This window comes from Frankia alni ACN14a (genome assembly GCF_000058485.1).
GTDB classification, from domain to species: Bacteria; Actinomycetota; Actinomycetes; order Frankiales; family Frankiaceae; genus Frankia; species Frankia alni.
Map to the genome: position 1 here is coordinate 1,587,034 of NC_008278.1, position 16,885 is coordinate 1,603,918.

The 16,885-nt window shown below is 72.9% G+C and carries 15 protein-coding genes; 7 read left to right on the forward strand and 8 right to left on the reverse strand.

The window, feature by feature from the left end:
* Nucleotides 1-390 precede the first annotated feature (390 nt).
* Both FRAAL_RS06455 and FRAAL_RS06460 read left to right on the forward strand, forming a co-directional pair.
* A complete protein-coding gene (locus FRAAL_RS06455; protein ID WP_011602671.1) occupies nucleotides 391-1,671 on the forward strand; it encodes a MarR family transcriptional regulator in 1,281 nt (426 codons plus the stop codon).
* A 115-nt stretch (nucleotides 1,672-1,786) separates the two neighbouring features.
* A complete protein-coding gene (locus FRAAL_RS06460) occupies nucleotides 1,787-3,136 on the forward strand; it encodes an ABC transporter substrate-binding protein (protein ID WP_011602672.1) in 1,350 nt (449 codons plus the stop codon).
* Between the two features lie 87 nt (nucleotides 3,137-3,223).
* On the opposite strand, the gene FRAAL_RS06465 is transcribed toward FRAAL_RS06460, so the two are convergent.
* The 8 genes from FRAAL_RS06465 to FRAAL_RS33480 all read right to left on the reverse strand — a co-directional run bounded on the left by FRAAL_RS06465 (nucleotide 3,224) and on the right by FRAAL_RS33480 (nucleotide 11,947).
* Nucleotides 3,224-3,922 (reverse strand): ABC transporter ATP-binding protein, encoded by a 699-nt coding sequence (locus FRAAL_RS06465; protein WP_011602673.1) that lies wholly within the window; start codon nucleotides 3,920-3,922, stop codon nucleotides 3,224-3,226.
* Nucleotides 3,919-4,767, reverse strand: a complete 849-nt coding sequence (locus FRAAL_RS06470) for an ABC transporter ATP-binding protein (RefSeq protein WP_011602674.1) — start codon at nucleotides 4,765-4,767, stop codon at nucleotides 3,919-3,921. Before FRAAL_RS06470 ends, FRAAL_RS06465 begins: the two co-directional genes overlap by 4 nt.
* The gene (locus FRAAL_RS06475; RefSeq protein ID WP_011602675.1) at nucleotides 4,764-7,055 is read right to left on the reverse strand and encodes an ABC transporter permease; all 2,292 of its coding nucleotides are present in this window, start codon (nucleotides 7,053-7,055) and stop codon (nucleotides 4,764-4,766) included. The genes FRAAL_RS06470 and FRAAL_RS06475 overlap by 4 nt, the downstream gene beginning before the upstream one ends.
* Before the next feature lie 101 nt (nucleotides 7,056-7,156).
* On the reverse strand, nucleotides 7,157-7,645 hold the full coding sequence (locus tag FRAAL_RS06480) for a hypothetical protein (RefSeq protein WP_041938927.1): 489 nt from the start codon (nucleotides 7,643-7,645) through the stop codon (nucleotides 7,157-7,159).
* 685 nt (nucleotides 7,646-8,330) lie between these two features.
* A complete protein-coding gene (locus FRAAL_RS06485; RefSeq protein WP_063822686.1) occupies nucleotides 8,331-8,792 on the reverse strand; it encodes a hypothetical protein in 462 nt (153 codons plus the stop codon).
* Between the two features lie 290 nt (nucleotides 8,793-9,082).
* A complete protein-coding gene (locus FRAAL_RS06490; protein ID WP_011602679.1) occupies nucleotides 9,083-10,078 on the reverse strand; it encodes an NAD-dependent epimerase/dehydratase family protein in 996 nt (331 codons plus the stop codon).
* 8 nt (nucleotides 10,079-10,086) lie between these two features.
* Nucleotides 10,087-11,583, reverse strand: a complete 1,497-nt coding sequence (locus FRAAL_RS06495; RefSeq protein ID WP_011602680.1) for a helix-turn-helix domain-containing protein — start codon at nucleotides 11,581-11,583, stop codon at nucleotides 10,087-10,089.
* Between the two features lie 169 nt (nucleotides 11,584-11,752).
* Nucleotides 11,753-11,947, reverse strand: coding sequence for a hypothetical protein (locus tag FRAAL_RS33480; protein WP_041940238.1), 195 nt, complete (start codon nucleotides 11,945-11,947; stop codon nucleotides 11,753-11,755).
* Nucleotides 11,948-12,208: 261 nt separating this feature from the next.
* Between FRAAL_RS33480 and FRAAL_RS06505 the strand changes: the two genes are divergently transcribed.
* The 5 genes from FRAAL_RS06505 to FRAAL_RS06520 all read left to right on the forward strand — a co-directional run bounded on the left by FRAAL_RS06505 (nucleotide 12,209) and on the right by FRAAL_RS06520 (nucleotide 16,862).
* A complete protein-coding gene (locus FRAAL_RS06505) occupies nucleotides 12,209-13,777 on the forward strand; it encodes a nicotinate phosphoribosyltransferase (RefSeq protein WP_011602683.1) in 1,569 nt (522 codons plus the stop codon).
* Between the two features lie 82 nt (nucleotides 13,778-13,859).
* Nucleotides 13,860-14,624: an NUDIX hydrolase gene (locus tag FRAAL_RS06510; RefSeq protein WP_372666580.1), complete on the forward strand. Its 765-nt coding sequence runs from the start codon at nucleotides 13,860-13,862 to the stop codon at nucleotides 14,622-14,624.
* Between the two features lie 141 nt (nucleotides 14,625-14,765).
* The gene (gene clpS, locus FRAAL_RS06515) at nucleotides 14,766-15,056 is read left to right on the forward strand and encodes an ATP-dependent Clp protease adapter ClpS (protein WP_041938928.1); all 291 of its coding nucleotides are present in this window, start codon (nucleotides 14,766-14,768) and stop codon (nucleotides 15,054-15,056) included.
* Between the two features lie 231 nt (nucleotides 15,057-15,287).
* Nucleotides 15,288-15,470 (forward strand): hypothetical protein, encoded by a 183-nt coding sequence (locus FRAAL_RS33485; protein WP_055752057.1) that lies wholly within the window; start codon nucleotides 15,288-15,290, stop codon nucleotides 15,468-15,470.
* 852 nt (nucleotides 15,471-16,322) lie between these two features.
* On the forward strand, nucleotides 16,323-16,862 hold the full coding sequence (locus tag FRAAL_RS06520) for a DUF2017 domain-containing protein (protein WP_011602687.1): 540 nt from the start codon (nucleotides 16,323-16,325) through the stop codon (nucleotides 16,860-16,862).
* Nucleotides 16,863-16,885: the final 23 nt, after the last annotated feature.

The following is a 16,885-nucleotide window of genomic DNA, read 5'->3' on the forward strand; positions in this document are numbered from 1 at the left end:
GAGTGGGTCCGAACCCTGGCCTCGCCGCGACTCTCCGGCGAAATATAGTCAGCCGTCATTGACGAGTCATTCATGGTGACGCGCCGTGCGTGGCGGAACCGGCTCTGCGGGCTCGACTCCGTCCTGCGGTCGTCCACGCCCATGGGGACAACGCCGGCTACACCGGTCGCCGCTGGCGCTGCGCGGGCATCGGTGGGCATCGGTGGGCGACGGTGGTCCGGGGGATCGCCGTGTCTCGTGCGGATCCGCCCAGGTGGGGATCTACCGAGCGGGGTCGCGGGCGGGCGCGACCGACTGCGCGGATGCCAACGGCAGCAGTATGGACACGATTACCGCGTGGGACGACCCCGCTTGCCACCGGGCAGCAGTTAGCGTATAGCGTCCCGCTTTGTGGCTACTGTTGCTGAGCGGATACTCGACCAGCTCGCCAAGGTTCCCGATGGATTGGACGACGGCAGGCTGGCGGCGGCGATCGGGGCGAGCCGGGGCACGGTGAACCAGGTCTGCCGTCGGCTCGCCCAGACCGGACAGGTGCGCCGCGCGCAGGGCCCCGGCGGCCTCATCCTCAATCGGCTGCCGCAGCCTGCTGCCACGATCCCCGAGATCCCGGGCGACTCCGTACCCGTCACGGAGGCGGCCGTCGAGCCGGTGCCGGCGACCGAGCCGGTCGCCGAGGCCGCCCCGGTGCCGCTCGCGGAGATCCCGCCGACCGGCGAGCCCGAGGCGGCCGCTCTGCCCGAGCCGACCGTTGTGCCCGAGCCGACCGTCGTCTCCGAGTCGACCGTTGTGCCCGAGCCGGTCGCGGAGCTGGAGCCGGTCGCGGAGTCCGGACCGGTTGTCGTGTCCGAGCCGGCCGTCGTGTCCGAGCCGGCCGTCGTGTCCGAGCCGGCCGTCGTCGCCGAGTCGACCGTTGTGCCCGAGCCGGTCGCGGAGCTGGAGCCGGTCGCGGAGTCCGGACCGGTTGTCGTGTCCGAGCCGGCCGTCGTGTCCGAGCCGGTCGTCGTGTCCGAGCCGGCCGTCGTGCCCGAGCTGGCCGTCGAGCCGGTGGGGGCGGGGGAGCCGGCCCCGGAAGGGGAAGCGGCCGCGGAGCGGGTCGAAGAGTCCGAGCCGGTCGCAGAGTCCGAGCCGGCTGCGGAGGCGGCGCGGGGCGCCGTGCCGGCGCAGCCGCCTGTACAGGTTGCGCAGAAGGTGCCGGCCGAACCGGCCGCCACGCCCGGAACCGGGACCGGGCTGACCTCGGCCCCCAGCGTGGCGGAGGACCCGGTGGCCACGCTCGGGCAGGTTCTGGCAGCCCTTGACGAGGCGATGGCCCGGCTGGGGAGCACGATCCCGTCGGCGTCGGCGAAGGCCCCGGGCGATGCCACGCCGGTGGCGGAGCTGGCGGGCGGTACGGTAGCCGAGCCCTCCGGGACGGAGGCGGTCCTCGCGGCGGCTCCGGCCACCGACGGGGGCGGCAGCCGGACGGGGACCGGCGTTCTCCCATCCGCAGCTCCGGCCACCGACAGCGACGTCGTGGCGCCAGGGGGCGCGGGAACGGGTGACGGGGAGGGCGGTAAGGGCGTGGGCGGGGACAGCTCCCCGACCGCGGAGGAGGCACCGGTGGAGCGCGCGAGCGTGCCTGCGGTGCGTCGAAGCTGGTGGCGCCGCATGTTTGTACGCAACGCTGGTTGATGTAACGGTACGTGGTCAGCGGCGGCTGGTTGGCTGTCGTCAGCCTGACGTATCGAGGACGTCGATCCGGCCGTACCGTGCGAGCGTCACCGATCTACCAGGGGAGAGCATGTCCATGCGAGCGAAATCGCTCGTCGCCGCCGTCGTGCTGTCGTCGCTGGCGCTCGTCGCCTGCGGCAGCCGTGCGGGCAACACCGGGCCGACCACGGCCGCCAGCACGCAGGCCGGCGCCTCGAACAACACCGCCTCCGACGTCGGGGTCACCCCCACCGAGATCAAGATCGGGACGATCGCCGGTCTGAGTAGCGGATTCGGCCCCGACACGTTCTCCGCCTCGTTGTACGGGGCGCGGGCCTACTTCAAGGCGCTCAACGCGGCGGGCGGCGTGAACGGCCGAAGCGTGAACCTCGCCGAGTGCGACGACAAGGGCAGCCCCGACGGGAACGTGAGCTGCGCGCACAAACTCGTCGACGACCAGAAGGTCTTCGCGCTCGCCGGCGTGACCGCCTTCAACTACGCGGGCGCCCAGTACATCAACTCGAAGGGCGTGCCCGACATCGGCGGTCAGCCCGTCGGCACCGAGTACGACCAGTACCCGCACCTGTACTCGATCTACGGCAGCTACTACCCGCGCAACGGCGACCGCCCCGGCTACAACGGCACGCTGTACGCGGGGACCGAGATCTACCGCTGGTTCAAGCAGAACCTGCACACCAACGTCGCCGGGGTCGTGTACTACAACGTGGCCCCGTCCCAGCGCTACGCCAAGTCGGTGGCCGACGGCCTGCGCAAGGAGGGCTACAGCGTCGTCGAGGAGCAGATCAACCTCGGGGCGCCGAACTGGGACTCCGCCGTGCTCGACCTCAAGCGGCGCGGTGTGCAGATCGTCTTCGACGCGATGGACGACGGTGGCAACGCGCAGCTCTGCAACTCCATCGAGAGCCAGAAGCTGGGCCTGCAGGCCAAGGTGACCACGCCGCAGGGCTGGGCGAACAACATCGGCCAGGTGTACAGCGCATCGCCGAACTGCCGGAACACGATCTACTCGACCAGCGGCTCGGCCAACTACCAGGACACCTCGATCCCCGCGGTGGCACAGTTCCAGAAGGATCTCCAGGCGGCGGCGCCCGACCGGGTGGCCAAGGAGAACCTCTGGACGCTGGAGGGCTACGCCTCCGCGCAGTGGCTGACCGACGCGATCCGCTCCTGCGGCGCCAACGTGACCCGCACCTGCGTCGAGGCGTTCATGAACAGCGGCAAGGACTATGACGGCCATGGGCTGCTCATCCCGACCGGTCGCAATTTCACGAAGGCCGCGCAGCCACCCGCCGAGGACAAGAACTGCCTGAACGTCGCCCGCTGGAAGGACTCGGCGAACGGCGGCAAGGGCGGCTGGGAGTCCCAGGTCAAGGACATGAACACCAACTGCTTCACCGTCCCGAACCTGCCCTACCCGGCGGGCTGACGGCCGGCGGCCCCGCCCGTGGACAGGAGGACTGTCGACGGGCGGTGGCCGCCGAGGCTGGGGAGTAGTGGTTCAGGCTGAGGTGGTTCAGGCTGAGGCGCCGGCGGGCGTGCCGCCGGCGAACTCGGCGGGCGTGCCGACGAAGGACCGTTCCCCCCGGTGCAGGACGTAGACCAGGTCGGCCATGGCCAGCGCCTGCTCGGTGTACTGGTCCGCGAGCAGGACCGTGGTGCCGGAGGCGGCCACGGTCGCCAGCCAGCCGAACAGGTCCGCGGCGACCTTCGGGGACAGGCCGAGCGACAGCTCGTCGACCATGAGCACCGAGGGGCGGGCGAGCAGGGCCCTGGCCAGGGCCAGCATCCGGCGCTCGCCGCCGGACATCGAACCGGCCCGTTGGGTGAGCCGCTCGCGCAGCCGGGGGAACGAATCCAGCGCCGGGGTGATGTCGGGATGCCCGCTCGCCTCGGCGATGATCTGCAGGTTGTCCCGGACCGACAGGGTGGCGAACACGGCCCGCTCGTCCGGCACCAGCATCAGGCCACGGCGTGCCCGGTCGACGGTGGACAGCCGGGTGATGTCCTCGCCGCGCCAGGTCAGGGTGCCCGCCCGCAGCGGGATCAGCCCGGACAGCACCCGCAGCGTGGTCGACTTGCCCGCGCCGTTCGCCCCCAGCAGGGCGGTCACCTTCCCGGCCGGGATGGCGAGGTCGAGGCCGTGCAGGACCTCGACCGTGCCGTAGCCGGCGCGGGCCCCCGTCAGTGCGAGCTCGGCGGTTGCCGTCGTCACCGTGCCTCCCCGGACTGCCCCGCCGCGGCGAGGGGTGCCTGCGCCAGGTACACCGACCGCACGGTCGGGTCGTTGCGGACCGTCTGCGGGTCGCCGGACGCGACGACCCGGCCGCCGACCATCGCGTACACCTGGTCGACGACGGAGAACACGAGGTCGACGTCGTGGTCGACGATGACGATGCCGACCCCGCCGGCGGCGGTCCGCCGCAGCAACTGCGACAGCTTGGCGGTCTCCTCGCTGTCCAGGCCGCTGGCGGGCTCGTCGAGCAGCAGGATGTCCGGGCGCGCGCACAGCGCCCGCGCGAACTCGACCAGCCGCAGCGCCCCGGTGGGCAGCGTGCCGGCGATCGTGTCACGCACGTCGGACAGGCCGAGGGAGTCCAGGACCTCCTCGACGATCTGGGTCACCGGCCCCTTCGGCGCGAGCCCCAGCCGTTCGAGCCCGCGCTCGATGCTGTGGCTCACCCGGCCCCGGCCCTGGGCGGACAGGCCCAGTAGGCCGCCGGCGTAGTCCCGGCGTCGGTTCTCCGCGCCGACGAGCAGGTTGTCCGCGACGGTGAGGGTGGGGAACAGCGAGGGGACCTGGAAGGTCTGGACCAGGCCGCGGCGCGACCGGATGTCCGGCCGCATCCGGGTGATGTCGGTGCTGCCGAGCACGACCTTGCCCTCGTCGGGCTGCTCGACGCCGGTGAGCAGGCTGAACAGCGTCGACTTGCCGGCGCCGTTCGGCCCGATGAGACCGGTGATCATGCCCGGTGGGGCGACGAGGTCGACGTGGTCGACCGCGGTGAGGCCGCCGTAGCGGCGCACCAGGCCCACGGCCTGCAGCACGTGCCGGCTCATGCCCGGCCTCCCTCGGCTGGGTGGGTCCCGGTTCCAGCCCCAGTGCCGGCGCCGGCGCTGGACGGCTGCGGCACCGTCGGGCGCGGGGCGCCGTCCGTGCCCGTGGCCTGCCGCTGACGGGCCACCGCGGTCTGGCCGGCGGCGTACTGCTGGACCATCGCCACCAGGCTGGCGCCGAACGGCGTGAGGTGGGGAGCGTCCGCGGGCAGGCCGAGCTGGTTACCGGACAGCGGCCAGCGGGCGTAGTGCCCGGCACGGGCCGCCCCCAGAGTCGAGCCGACCCCGGGGATGCCGGTGCTGCCGGTGATGCCCGTCGTGGCCGGCAGGTGGCCCACCGCGGAGATGCGCACCGGCACCGGCCGCGGGGCCCGCTGGTTGGGGTCGACGAAGCTGTCGGCGAGGTACTGGGCGAGCAGCCGGAGCCCCCCGCGCACGGCAGAGGCGAGCCCGCCGGGCATCCAACCCAGCGCGAGGGCCAGGATGCCGATGGCCAGCGTCGACGATCCGGCCGGGGCCAGCACGTCGATCGTGACCATGAACGCCGCGGCCACGATCGCGCCGGCCGCGCTGTCCGCGCCGAACACGATGACCGCCGTGAACCACAGCAGGCTCTGTAGCGGGGCGAAGTCGTCGGCGGAGAACGAGTAGCTGCTGTGCACCAGCAGCGTCCCGCCCAGGCCGGCGACGACGGAGGAGACGGTGAATGCCAGCAGCTTGAGGTTGCGCACGTCGACGCCGACCGCGGCCGCGCCCTCGGAGTGGTCGCGCAGGGCGAGCAGGGCCCGGCCGAGCCGGCCGTGGTGCAGGTTGCGCACCACGAGCAGGCCGATCCCCAGGCAGATCAGCTCGAAGACGTAGAAGGCCTTCTCGGACAGCTCCCAGCCGAACAGCGACAGCGGGTCGAGGTACAGCCCGGTGGCGAAGGTGGGCTGCTCGAAGACGAACCGGCTCACGACCGCGCCGACCGCGAAGGTCGTCAGGGCCAGGGTCAGCCCGCGGCGCCGGATCGCCGGGTAACCGGTGATCAGGCCGATGGGGGCGACGAACAGCGCACCGACGAACATCGACGCGATCCCGGGGATCGCCGGCAGGCCGAACAGGTCGCCGTTGGCGAGCTTGAGCGACAGCAGCGCGCCGAGACCCGCGAAGCCGGCGGAGCCGAGGGAGAGCTGCCCGCTGTAGCCGGTGACGATCACCATCGACAGGAAGATCAGGGCCAGCGCCGGGACCATGAACGCCGAGCGCAGGTCGGAGGGCGCGAAGGTGAGCGGTGCGAGCAGCAGCGCCGTGCCGCCCAGCTTGCCGAGGTAGTCCCGCCGGAAACGGGCGCCGCTGACTCGCCCGGACGGTGGCGCGCCGCGGCTGGAGAAGCTGGCCGTCGCGCCGGAGTCGCCCGAGCCCAGCTCCCGCAGCTTGGGGACGGCCAGCAGCAGGACCAGCAGGGCGACGATGAACAGGTTCGACTGGAGCACGGTCAGGATCTGGCCGGCGTCGCCGTGCAGGGTGAACTGCTTGAGCTCGCTCTGCAGGATGGCGATGCCCAGGGCGGTGAGGACCGCGACCGGCATGCTCGACAGCCGGGCGGCCACGACCACCGCGAAGGTCTCCAGGACCAGCAGGGTCAGGCCGTAGGGGGTGAGCTGGAAGCGGGGGGCGAGCAGGATGCCGGTCAGGCCCGCCATCGTGGTGCCGGCGGCCCAGCCGGCGGCCGCCACCTTGTCCGCGGGCACGCCGGACAGCTCGGCGAGCTGGCGGTCGTCGACGACGGCCCGGATCTGGCGGCCGAAGGCGGTGCGGGCGGCGATGATGCCGATGACCGCCGCGAACACCACGACCATGATCAGCTCGGCCAGCGCGTCGACGCCGACCCGGGAATCGCCGAACAGCCGTACCGACGAGTTCGGGAAGATGCTGGGAGCGTCGCTGCGCGCCCCCAGCCCCCAGATGCCCGCGGTGATGCCGAGGCTGAGCACCAGCACACCGAGGCTGGCGACGAGGGATTCGGCGGCCGACGCCCGCCGGCGAGCCAGCGGCCGGAACACCAGCCGTTCGAGCAGCAGCCCGATGCCGGGGGACACCACGGCGAGGGCTACCACGGCGGCCAGCCAGATCGGCAGGTCCCACTCGACGACCATCTCGCGGAAGACGTAGGCCACCAGGGTGGCGATCCCGCCCTGGGCGAGGTTGAGCACGCCGTTGGTGCGATAGGTGACCAGCAGGCCGATGCCGGACAGGGCGGCGATCGCGCCCAGTGAGAGCCCGGCCAGCGCCAGATCGATGCTGGTCATCGGCCACCCCCTCGGCGTGGTCCGGCGCCGGCCGGGTCAAGTGTGATCACGGGAACGTGTGCCTTCCGGAACGCCGTCGCGATGCGGGCAGTCGCCGGCGGTCAGGCGCGCGGGCCGGGGGCGCTGACGCCCGCCGGGCGGGTCGATCCGCCCGGCGCGGAGTCACCGGCTGTGTTGTAGTAGGCGTTCTGCGGTGGGGCAGCGGGCTGCTGCTGGTAGGCCGCCTGGGCCGGGGTGGTGGGCAGCGCGCCGCCGGCCTGCTCACCCACGGTCGCGGCCGCGATGATCAGCGAGTGCAGATCGTCGACCTGGCCGACGGTGCGGGCCTGCGCGGCCTGGGCCGCATCGAAGCGGTCGGCCACCAGCAACGCGCTGCCGATCAGGACGAGCGCCAACCCGCCGAAACCGCCGGACACCACGTACGGTAGCTGCAGCGCGACGTCCGTCTCCTTGGAGACGCCCAGGTAGCAGCCGAGAAGCAGGACGCCGCCGGCTGCCGCCACCACCCATCCACGCAGCGCACGGACCACGTCGACCACCAGGCGCGCGGTGGGCCGGGGGTTACCGGTCCCAGCGGTCTGCTCGTCCACTTTCGTCTCCCCCATGGAGCGTCTCGTCGTCGGTCGTTCGGGCGGAGTCCCGTATGGCGCCCGTCCCGGGTGATGATCCGGGCCACGACAGACGTCAGATTAGTGCGCGGAGCTGACCAGGTGCTCTGTCGGGTGGCCCACGGATGTTCCCGGCGAGCTCCGGCGGCACGGGAGGCTTCGTCGCATTCGGTATACGAGGATAGGCCAACGTCCGCCAAGGTCGGTCAAGTATGTCCGCTCACGGACAGTCTGGGCCTTATGTCGGCGCCCGTCGACCCCAGGACGATCGGTTTGCCCCGCCCGATGCGCGCGAGGCCGCGAACCGACACCGGCGGGCGCCGCTGCGGCGCAGGCCGCCGCCCGCATCCGGCGGCGCCCCGCCCGTCCGGTCGGCGCCGCGGGTGGGCCTCGCCCGACGCGACCAGACCGGAGTGCCGCGGTGCGAGCCGGACCGACGGCCCGTCCCGCACCTGCCGGCCGGCCCGGCGGATTCGGGCCGGTCGGCGGACCTGCCTGCCGGCCGGCCCGTGCGTTCGCGGGCGGTGGTGATGTGTTGGGGTTCTCGTGCCGGGAAGTCGCCCTTTCGGGCCACCGGCGATGTTTCTGGGTGTGGATTGCGGAACCGGTGACTACCCGTCGTCGTCCGGGGGACGCGGCTCGCCCGGCGGACCCGCGGCCCCGCGGATCAGTCCGACCGGCGAGGCTGCGCGGGGATGACGGTCGGAGCGTCGAGGACGTCGCAGAGCACGGCGACGCCGAGTGCCGCGGCGATCGCGCCGTGTTCGGCGACGGCCCCGCCCGTCGCGTCGTGCTCCCGGGTGAGCGCCCCGGGCCCGGCGTCGCCGGCCCGCGGGGCGTGGGCGGCTCCGGCCGGCGTCTCCGCCGCGCTGGGCTGCTCGGTCGCGCCGGGGCCCTCGGTCGCCGTGGGCGGGGTGGGGAGCAGGTCCGCGCAGCGGTCCACCCAGACGCGTCGACGCTGCCCGAGCTGCCGGTCCTCGACCTCCAACGGCCCGGGGACGCCACCCATCGCGGCCTGCAGGTGGGCCCACGCGTGCGCCGCCGACCAGCTGGTGAAGGAGCCCAGGTACTCGCCGTCGTAGTCGTAGACGTGACAGGGCCGCAGGCCCAGGTGTCGGTCCGCCACCATCACAGCCAGCCCTTCGGGGTCGGGAAAGCCTGTCAGGATCCATCGTCGCGCGGGTCGGAACTCTCTGCCGACGGAACCGACCGGGTCGGTCCGACCAGTTCGCCGAACCCCGTCGTCCGGGATGTGACTCCGAGCCGGCCGCGCCGGAAGCGCTGGTCTCGAGCCCAGAGGTCACACTTCGCTACAGGTTACGGGGTGTGCACCGTGGGCGGTAGCCCGGGATGTCCGCCGCGGGACGACGCCGGACACCTCCGGACACCGCCGGACGCTGTCGGGGACGCCGCGCGGCGTCAGGTGATGATCGGTACGTTGCGCTGGCGCGGCGGCACGCCGGTCCCGCCGGACGCCCGGCCGTACCGCCAGGCGTCCGCGACGATCTGGTCGATGCTCGACTGGGGTGAGCCCCAGCCCAGCTCGGTGCGGATCCGCCGGCTGTCCCCGATGAGGGCCTTGGGCTCGAGGACGGGCGGGCAGTGGATGCGCCGCACCGGGCGTCCGCTGGCCCGGCCGACGGCCGCCAGCACGTCGATGATGCTCACCCCGACGCCGCTGCCCACGTTGAACACCGAGCAGCGTCCCGGCGTGGCCGCCGTCAGCGCCGCGTGGTAGGCGGCCGCCATGTCCCGGACGTGGACGTACTCCCGCAGCGCCTGCCCGTCCCCGTTGACCCGGAAGACGTCGCGGCGCCCGGAGGCCACCGCGATCGCCGCCGGGATGATCCGGCTGTCGTCCCGGTCGTAGTGCCCCTCGACGGCGCCCGCGACGTTGAACGAGCGCAGGATGACCGCGCCGACCAGGCCGGTGCCGGCCTGGTGGCTCAGCAGGCGCTCGGCGGCGAGCTTGGACGCGCCGTAGGGGTTGGACGGGTCCGGCGGGCGGCTCTCCGGGACGCCGGTGAGATCGACGTCGCCGTAGACGGCGCAACTGGAGCCGAACACGAACGCGGGCGCGACTCCGGTCCGCTCCGTGCCGATCTCCAGCGCCGTGAGCAGGTTGACGGTGCCTGTGAGGTTGGCCTGGAAGTAGCGCAGGGGAGCCATCCGCGACTCCCTGACCCGGGTCAGGGCCGCGAGATGGCACACCCCGTCGAAGCCCCGGTCCACCCCCGCGGCGGTGAGCTGCCGCGGGTCGAGCAGGTCCGCGGCCACCACCTCGACGCCGGGGGCGAAGGCCGGCGCCGAGGTGCGGTCGCGGACCATCGCGGTCACCGCGTGGCCGTCGGCCGCGAGCGCGTCCGTGACCACTCCGCCGATGAATCCGGACGCACCGGTGACCAGAACGCGCATGTCCCGGATCAGGACGCCGTCCGGGCGCGCACGCCGGGCAGCAGCGTCTCGCGGTGGCGCCAGGCGAGCTCGAGGCACGCCGCCGCCGACGGAGCGATGGGCTCGGTGTCGACGAGCCGGCGCAGCGCGGTGTGGGTGAACGGGATGCCCTCGGTCACCGCCCGGTTGGGGCCGGCCGTGACGACGGATCCCTCGGCGTTGCTCTGCACCATCCCGCCGAACAGTTTGTCGAAGGCGTCCGCATCGATGACCACGACGGTGAGTATCTCGCCGAACAAGGTCAACGCGTCGAGGCCGATGCCGAAGTACGACACCCGCACCGAGCCCGCCCGCCGCGCCTGCTCGAAGGAGCGGAACGGCTCGTCGGTGTCGTAGTCGATCGGGCGCGACGAGCTGCCGTCGTGCTCGGGGTTGCCGAGCAGTTCCTCGCTGAGTTCCCGCATGATGTTGCGCCACAGGTCGAAGTCGGCCTCGTGGTGGAACGCGGTGATCCCCGACGGCTGGAACACCCCGGCGGGGATCACGTGGTAGACCCCGCCGGCGGTCGCCACCGAGCCCGCGCTGCGCCGGTGCAGGAAGAAACTCGCCTGACCGCCCCGATCGTGCCGGATCGTCAGGGTGTTGATCGACGGCAGGGCCACCCGGCGGCCGAAGTCGAACGGGTTGCCGATGCGCGCCCGGAACGGCAGCGCCGGCCAGGACAGCCCGGTGCCGGCCATCGCGGCGGCCGCCTCGTGGGCCACCGTCTCGCACACGTCGACAGCGTCGAAGTAGGTCGTGTGGCCGAAGTTCAGCGTCGGCCGGTTGTCCGCCGTCGCCGGCGCCGTGCCGTCGCCGCCGATGTCCAGCAGCCGGAAGCTCAGCCGGTTCTCGAACAGCGTCGGCCGGTCGAGGTCGCGCATCGCCCGGGTGTAACGCTGGTACCGGGTCTGCGCGCTGCCACCGCCGAGCAGCGGGCGGCTGCCGGCCGTCTCCGGCTCGTCCCCGCGGATCAGCGGCGGTTCGACCTTGTCCTGCCAGTGCAGGGCGACCTCGTCGATGTCCACCGGCCGGTCCCAGACCCAGCCCGGCCGGGCCAGCAGCCCGCTGCCGAGCCGGTCGGTCTCGGGGTAGAGCCGCACCGCGGCCCGGGCCAGGCTGATCCGGTGGTGGTTGAGGTGGTCGCGGGTCAGCCGCCAGGCGCGCTGGCTGGCGGCGACCTGTTCGGCCGCGGGACTGCGTGGGCCGGTGTCCCGTCGGCGGTCCGCCATCGCGCCGGGCGCCAGGCCCACGTCCTCCGGGGACAGCGCGAGGTTGCGGGCGATGTGGCGCAGCGTCGAGATGTCGTGGATGGCCCGGCGGCCGCTTTCCACCTTCGAGACATAGGACTGGTCGAAGCCGAGTCGATCGGCGAGTTGCTGCTGCGTCAGGCCGTGTGCCTGCCGGTAAGCCCTCAGGAGCTGGCCGACGCCGACGCTGGCTGGAGTGGCCCGCGGCGGCGTCCAGAGCCAGGTGTGACCAGTCACCCGCTGTCCTCTCGTCCGACAATCGTGTTACGCGAAGTGAGCATAACGAGTCGGGCATCTGAGAGCGCAGTGACATAAATCGACCACCCCATACGGAGGTGGCCCGGTGGCATCCTGCAACATCTTCGCTGCCAAGCGTTATGCGGTGCTGTTCCTGTCATCCCGGCGTTCATTGGTTGGGCAACCCGTCGGACAGATCGAGGACGACCACGACAATGATCGCGACGAGTATCCAGCGGAAGAAGCCGATGCGGCTCCACACGTCGCGGGCGATGCTCCGGCCGGCTCGACCGCCGAGTACGAGCAGAGCGAGCAACGCGCCGCCGACGACGACGACGAAGATGCCGGCATTACTCTGGTCCACGCTCAAGACGATCGCATGACGGCGTCGGACGACTACGGAGGTCCTGTCCCATTGCCGCCGATCGGCCCCGAACCGCGCCATCCTGTGCGCGCACCCGGCCGGCACGAGGTCGATCGCGGGCGTGGTCACGGCGAGGCACTCCGGTCGGTGGCGGCGTGGGGCGGCAGGGTGTGAGGGACATCATGCAGGACTGCGTCCGCCCCACCGTCGGATCAACACACCTCCCGGCACGCCGACCCCTCCCCTTCCGCCACCCGCGGGATGTCGTCAGGCGCGCATCTGAACGGGCTCGTCCCTAGCCTGTTCCGGATGTCCACGGCACTTATGACCGATCACTATGAGTTGACCATGCTGCGGGCGGCGCTCCGCTCCGGAGCGGCCAACCGTCGCGTGGTCTTCGAGGTCTTCACCCGCTCGCTGCCGCCCGGCCGCCGCTTCGGCGTGTTCGCCGGCACCGGCCGGCTGCTCGACGCCCTGGCGGACTTCCGTTTCGCCCCGCCCGAACTCGCCGCGCTGCGTGCCGCCGGCGTGGTCGACGACGACACCGCGGCCTGGCTGGCCGACTACCGCTTCCGCGGCGACATCCGCGCCTTCGCCGAGGGCGAGCCGTTCTTCCCCGGCGCGCCGGTCCTCGCCGTCGAGGGGACGTTCGCCGAGTCGGTGCTGCTGGAGACGCTCGTGCTGTCGATCCTCAACCACGACAGCGCGATCGCCGCGGCCGCCGCCCGGATGGTCGCCGCGGCAGGCTCGCGGCCCTGCCTGGAGATGGGCTCGCGGCGCACCCACGAGGCGGCGGCCGTCGCGGCGGCGCGGGCCGCCTACCTGGCGGGCTTCGCGGCCAGCTCCAACCTGGAGGCGGCGCGGACCTACGCCGTGCCCAGCGTGGGGACCAGCGCGCACGCGTTCACCCTCGTCCATCCCACCGAGGCCGAGGCGTTCGCCGCCCAGGTGGCCGCCCTGGGCCGCGACACGACACTGCTCGTCGACACCTACGACGTCCCCGCGGGCATCGCCGCGGCGGTGGCCGCCGCCGGGCCGGAGCTCGGCGCCATCCGGATCGACAGCGGTGATCTGGGCGGGCTGGCCACCGCCGCCCGGGCGCAACTCGACGCACTCGGCGCGCCCGACACCCGGATCATCGCCACCGGGGACCTGGACGAGCACGCCATCGCCCGGCTGGGCGAGGCACCCGTCGACGGTTACGGCGTAGGGACCAGCCTGGTCACCGGGTCCGGCGCGCCGACAGCCGGGTTCGTCTACAAGCTCGTCGAGGTCGACGGCGTCGCCGTCGCCAAGAAGTCGGTGGGCAAGTCCAGCCGCGGTGGACGCAAGCGGGTCGTGCGCCGCCACGACCCCAGCGGCCGCGCCGTCGCCGACGTCGTCCTGCCCGCCACGGCTGCGGCCGTCACCGCCGCTCCCGCCATCGTCCCCACCGCCAACGCCAACGCCACCGCCAACGCCACCGCCAACGCCACCGCCACCGCCAACGCCACCGCCAACGCCACCGCCAACGCCGCAGCGGTGGCTGCGGCTGGGGCGCCGTCCGCCGGCACCTCGTCCGCCGGCACCTCGTCCGCCGGCCGGACCCTCGCCGCCGTGCCGGTGACAGCGGCGGATGCCGGGATCCGGTCCGGCGAGTCCCGGGACCGTGAGCTGCTCCAGTCGATCGTCGTGGGGGGCGAACTCGTCGACAACGACCTGGTCGGGCCCGCCGGCACCCGACGGGCCCGTGAGCACCACGGTCGGGCGTTCGCCGCGCTGCCCCCGACGGCGCGCGACGTGCGCTTCGGTCAGCCGTGCCTGCCCGTCGTGCACACCACCCACGCCTGACGCCGCGCCGCCGCGCCCGCCGCGGCCCCGCTGGCGGGGAGGGGGCCGTGTGCGGTGGGGTGGGCATGGCCAGACTGGAGGGGTGCCGCCCGCCTCGCCGCCGAATCAGGTCCGCGGTCCGCGTGACGGCGACGACGGGCGGCGCCGTGGTGACGCCGTCACGCCGCCGGTCGTCGCCGTCAGCGTGGACCTGGTTCTGCTGACCCTGCGCGGCGGCCGGCTCTGCGTCCTGCTGATCCGCCGGGACCCGCCATTCGACGCCGCCTGGGCACTGCCCGGCGGCTTCGTCGACGGCGACGAGGACCTCGACACCTCGGCATCACGCCAGTTGTGGGCCGAGACCGGGGTGACCACGACCGGCCATCTCGAACAGCTGCGCACCTACGGCGGCCCGCACCGAGACCCGCGGGCCCCAGGGGTCAGCGTCGCCTACCTGGCCCTGCTGCCGAACCTGCCGCAGCCGGCGCCCGGCCGGGACGGCCCCCGTGCCCGGTGGTGGCCGGTGGCGGATCTGGACTCTCCGGACGGCCCCACCCTGGCCTTCGACCATCCACGGATCGTCGCCGACGGGGTCGAGCGGGCGCGCGCGAAGCTGGAATACACCCCGCTGGCCGCCGCCTTCTGCGAGGACCAGTTCACCCTCGCCGACCTGCGTCGTGTCTACGAGGCCGCCTGGGACGTCGCACTGGATCCGCCGAACTTCCGGCGCAAGGTGCTGTCCACGCCCGGGTTCGTCGTCCCGCTCGGCCGGCGCACCTCTCCGCGCGGGGGCGGGCGGCCCGCCGAGCTGTACCGGCGCGGCTCGGCCACCGCGCTGCATCCGCCGCTGCTACGCCGCTCCGTCTGACCGCCGCTGCTACGCCCGCTGCTTCTGACCGTCGCCGCCTCGTCGCCGCCCCGTGGCGGGACGTGAGCGGGGGGTGCGCCGTCGCATCTCACCGTGCCCGGTGACGGGTCAGGGCGCGGGAATGGCGTAACAATAGGCCTCGTGTCTGTCACCGCCGTGTCGCCTGTCGACGTCGAGGAAGCCGACGAGACCCTCGACGACGATCGGCCGTGGGTCACGATCGTCTGGAACGATCCGATCAATCTCATGTCGTACGTGACCTACGTCTTTCAGAAGTTGTTCGGCTACACCAAGTCAAAGGCCACCGAGCTGATGCTCGACGTCCATCACAAGGGCCGGGCCTCGGTCGCCACCGGTACCCGGGAGGAGATGGAGGCCGACGCGGAGCGCCTGCACGCCTACGGTCTGTGGGCGACGATCGCGCAGGACTGACCAGCCTGGGCGAGCGGCGCCCGGCTCGGCGGCTGCGGGCGAGCGATCGGGTTGCCGACGGTCGCCACGAGGTTCGGTGCGCCCGTCGACGGCTCCTCGTCCTTGCCTCGTCCTTGCCCTCATCCCTGCCTACGTCCGTCGGTGACCAGGCGTGCACGGAGCCGTGCCGAGGTTTGGGCACGCTTTCGCGCCGAAGACCGTGCCCAAACCTCGGCATACTGTGGCCGCAATATGGCAGGAACCGGGTTGGTCGAGGCGGGGCTGGCCGGCGTCGGGGTGGGCGCAGCGGGCTGGCCCGCGTCGGGCTGGGCGGCGTGGGGACGGGCGGTGTGGGCTGGGCGGCGTCGGGCTGGCCGGGACGGGCTGGGCGGCAACGGCCGCCGGTGGCTGCCGATCGGTCTCGTGGCGACGTAAGGTTGCCCAACTCTGCAGCTCCGTCGTGACAACGAGGCCACAAAGGGCTAGCTGGATCGGGTCTAGCTGGCCGAGGTCGGCCGCCGGTGGCAGGCGCGGCGCCGGCGTGCGCCCGCCGCCCGGGGCGACGGGCGGCGGGTGAATCTGTCCGGGGCGGAGCGAATGCCGGAGGCCGGTCGGCCAGGCTGTGGGCCGGTGCTCGACAATGTGCTCGGCGGGTCGAGAAGGCGCGGGCGGGATTCGTCCGGACAGGTCCCGGCAGAGTCCCACGGGGGGCGATTCCGAAAAAGCCGAGGGAATCCGGATTCCCCGTTTTCTGGTGGAACGGCCCGTTCCGTAATTCGGTCCTGCTGGACTGCGGGGATGAATCCGGGCTGTGCGTATCGGGCGTCGAGGAAAATTCGACCCTGCCGTCCGGAATATTCGGGTAGTCGGGCTCGGGCTTCTCGCGTTGGCGTCGCGCGGCCACCGCACGACTCCGCTCGGTGCCGGGTTCAACGGCGTCCGTATCGCAAAGTTGGCCAGATTCCGGGTGGGACGACCGCGCTACCCCTTCCCGGGGATCCACCCCGAGAACGCCTCCCTCCCGGGCGTCCCGAGGCCCGGGCGCCCTGGGCCCGACGCCCCGAAGCGGCATGCGGGGCCGCTGTGCCGGCTCGACTAGGCTGGCGATGGTCAACCGCCGGACGTCCGCCGTGGCCCGCACTGCGCGCCCGCTTCCGTCTGCAGGCGATGGCGTCGGCGCGTCGGGACCCGTCGCGCCGACGGTCGAGGCGCGCCGGCGTCGGCGGTGACCGACGAGACTTCCGCGGGCAGGCGCCGCGGACGAGCGGTGATGGAGGGCACGACGTCGTGGCTGCTGACGGTTTCCGTCGCACCCGGTCCGGGATCGAGCTGCGGCTGCCGCAGTGGGAGTCGGCGCTGCTGTCCCAGCTCGTCGGCCAGATCGAGGCGTTGCTCGAACCGCCGCCCGTGGAGGACCCGCTGGAGGCGATGGTCGGCCTGCGCGACACCGCCCCGCCCCCGCCCGAGGACCCGGCGATGGCCCGGCTGCTTCCCGACCCGTATCCGGACGACCCGATGGCCTCCGGGGACTTCCGCCGTCGCCGCACCGACGACCTGCTCGCCCGCAAGCGCGACGCCGCCCGTCGCGTGCTGGCCGCCATGCCCGCTCCCGGGTCCGTACTCGTCCTCGACGAGGACGCCGCTCAGGACTGGCTGACCACCCTGAACGACCTGCGGCTGTTCCTGGGCACCCGCCTCGCACTGACCGACGACGACTCCACCGACGAGCTGGAGCGGATGGATCCGGAGGATCCGCGCTACCCGCTGGTGGCGACGTACGTCTTTCTGACCGGGCTGCTCGACGAGCTGACCCGGGCACTGGACTAGGCCTGGACCACGTCTGGACCAGA

Coding starts and splice junctions, on each gene's coding strand:
- FRAAL_RS06460 (WP_011602672.1), top strand. CDS start 1,787: ATGCGAGCGAAATCGCTCGTCGCCGCCGTCGTGCTGTCGTCGCTGGCG.
- FRAAL_RS06470 (WP_011602674.1), bottom strand. CDS start 4,767: ATGAGCCGGCACGTGCTGCAGGCCGTGGGCCTGGTGCGCCGCTACGGC.
- FRAAL_RS06475 (WP_011602675.1), bottom strand. CDS start 7,055: ATGACCAGCATCGATCTGGCGCTGGCCGGGCTCTCACTGGGCGCGATC.
- FRAAL_RS06485 (WP_063822686.1), bottom strand. CDS start 8,792: ATGGTGGCGGACCGACACCTGGGCCTGCGGCCCTGTCACGTCTACGAC.
- FRAAL_RS06490 (WP_011602679.1), bottom strand. CDS start 10,078: ATGCGCGTTCTGGTCACCGGTGCGTCCGGATTCATCGGCGGAGTGGTC.
- FRAAL_RS06505 (WP_011602683.1), top strand. CDS start 12,209: ATGTCGTCAGGCGCGCATCTGAACGGGCTCGTCCCTAGCCTGTTCCGG.
- FRAAL_RS33485 (WP_055752057.1), top strand. CDS start 15,288: ATGGCAGGAACCGGGTTGGTCGAGGCGGGGCTGGCCGGCGTCGGGGTG.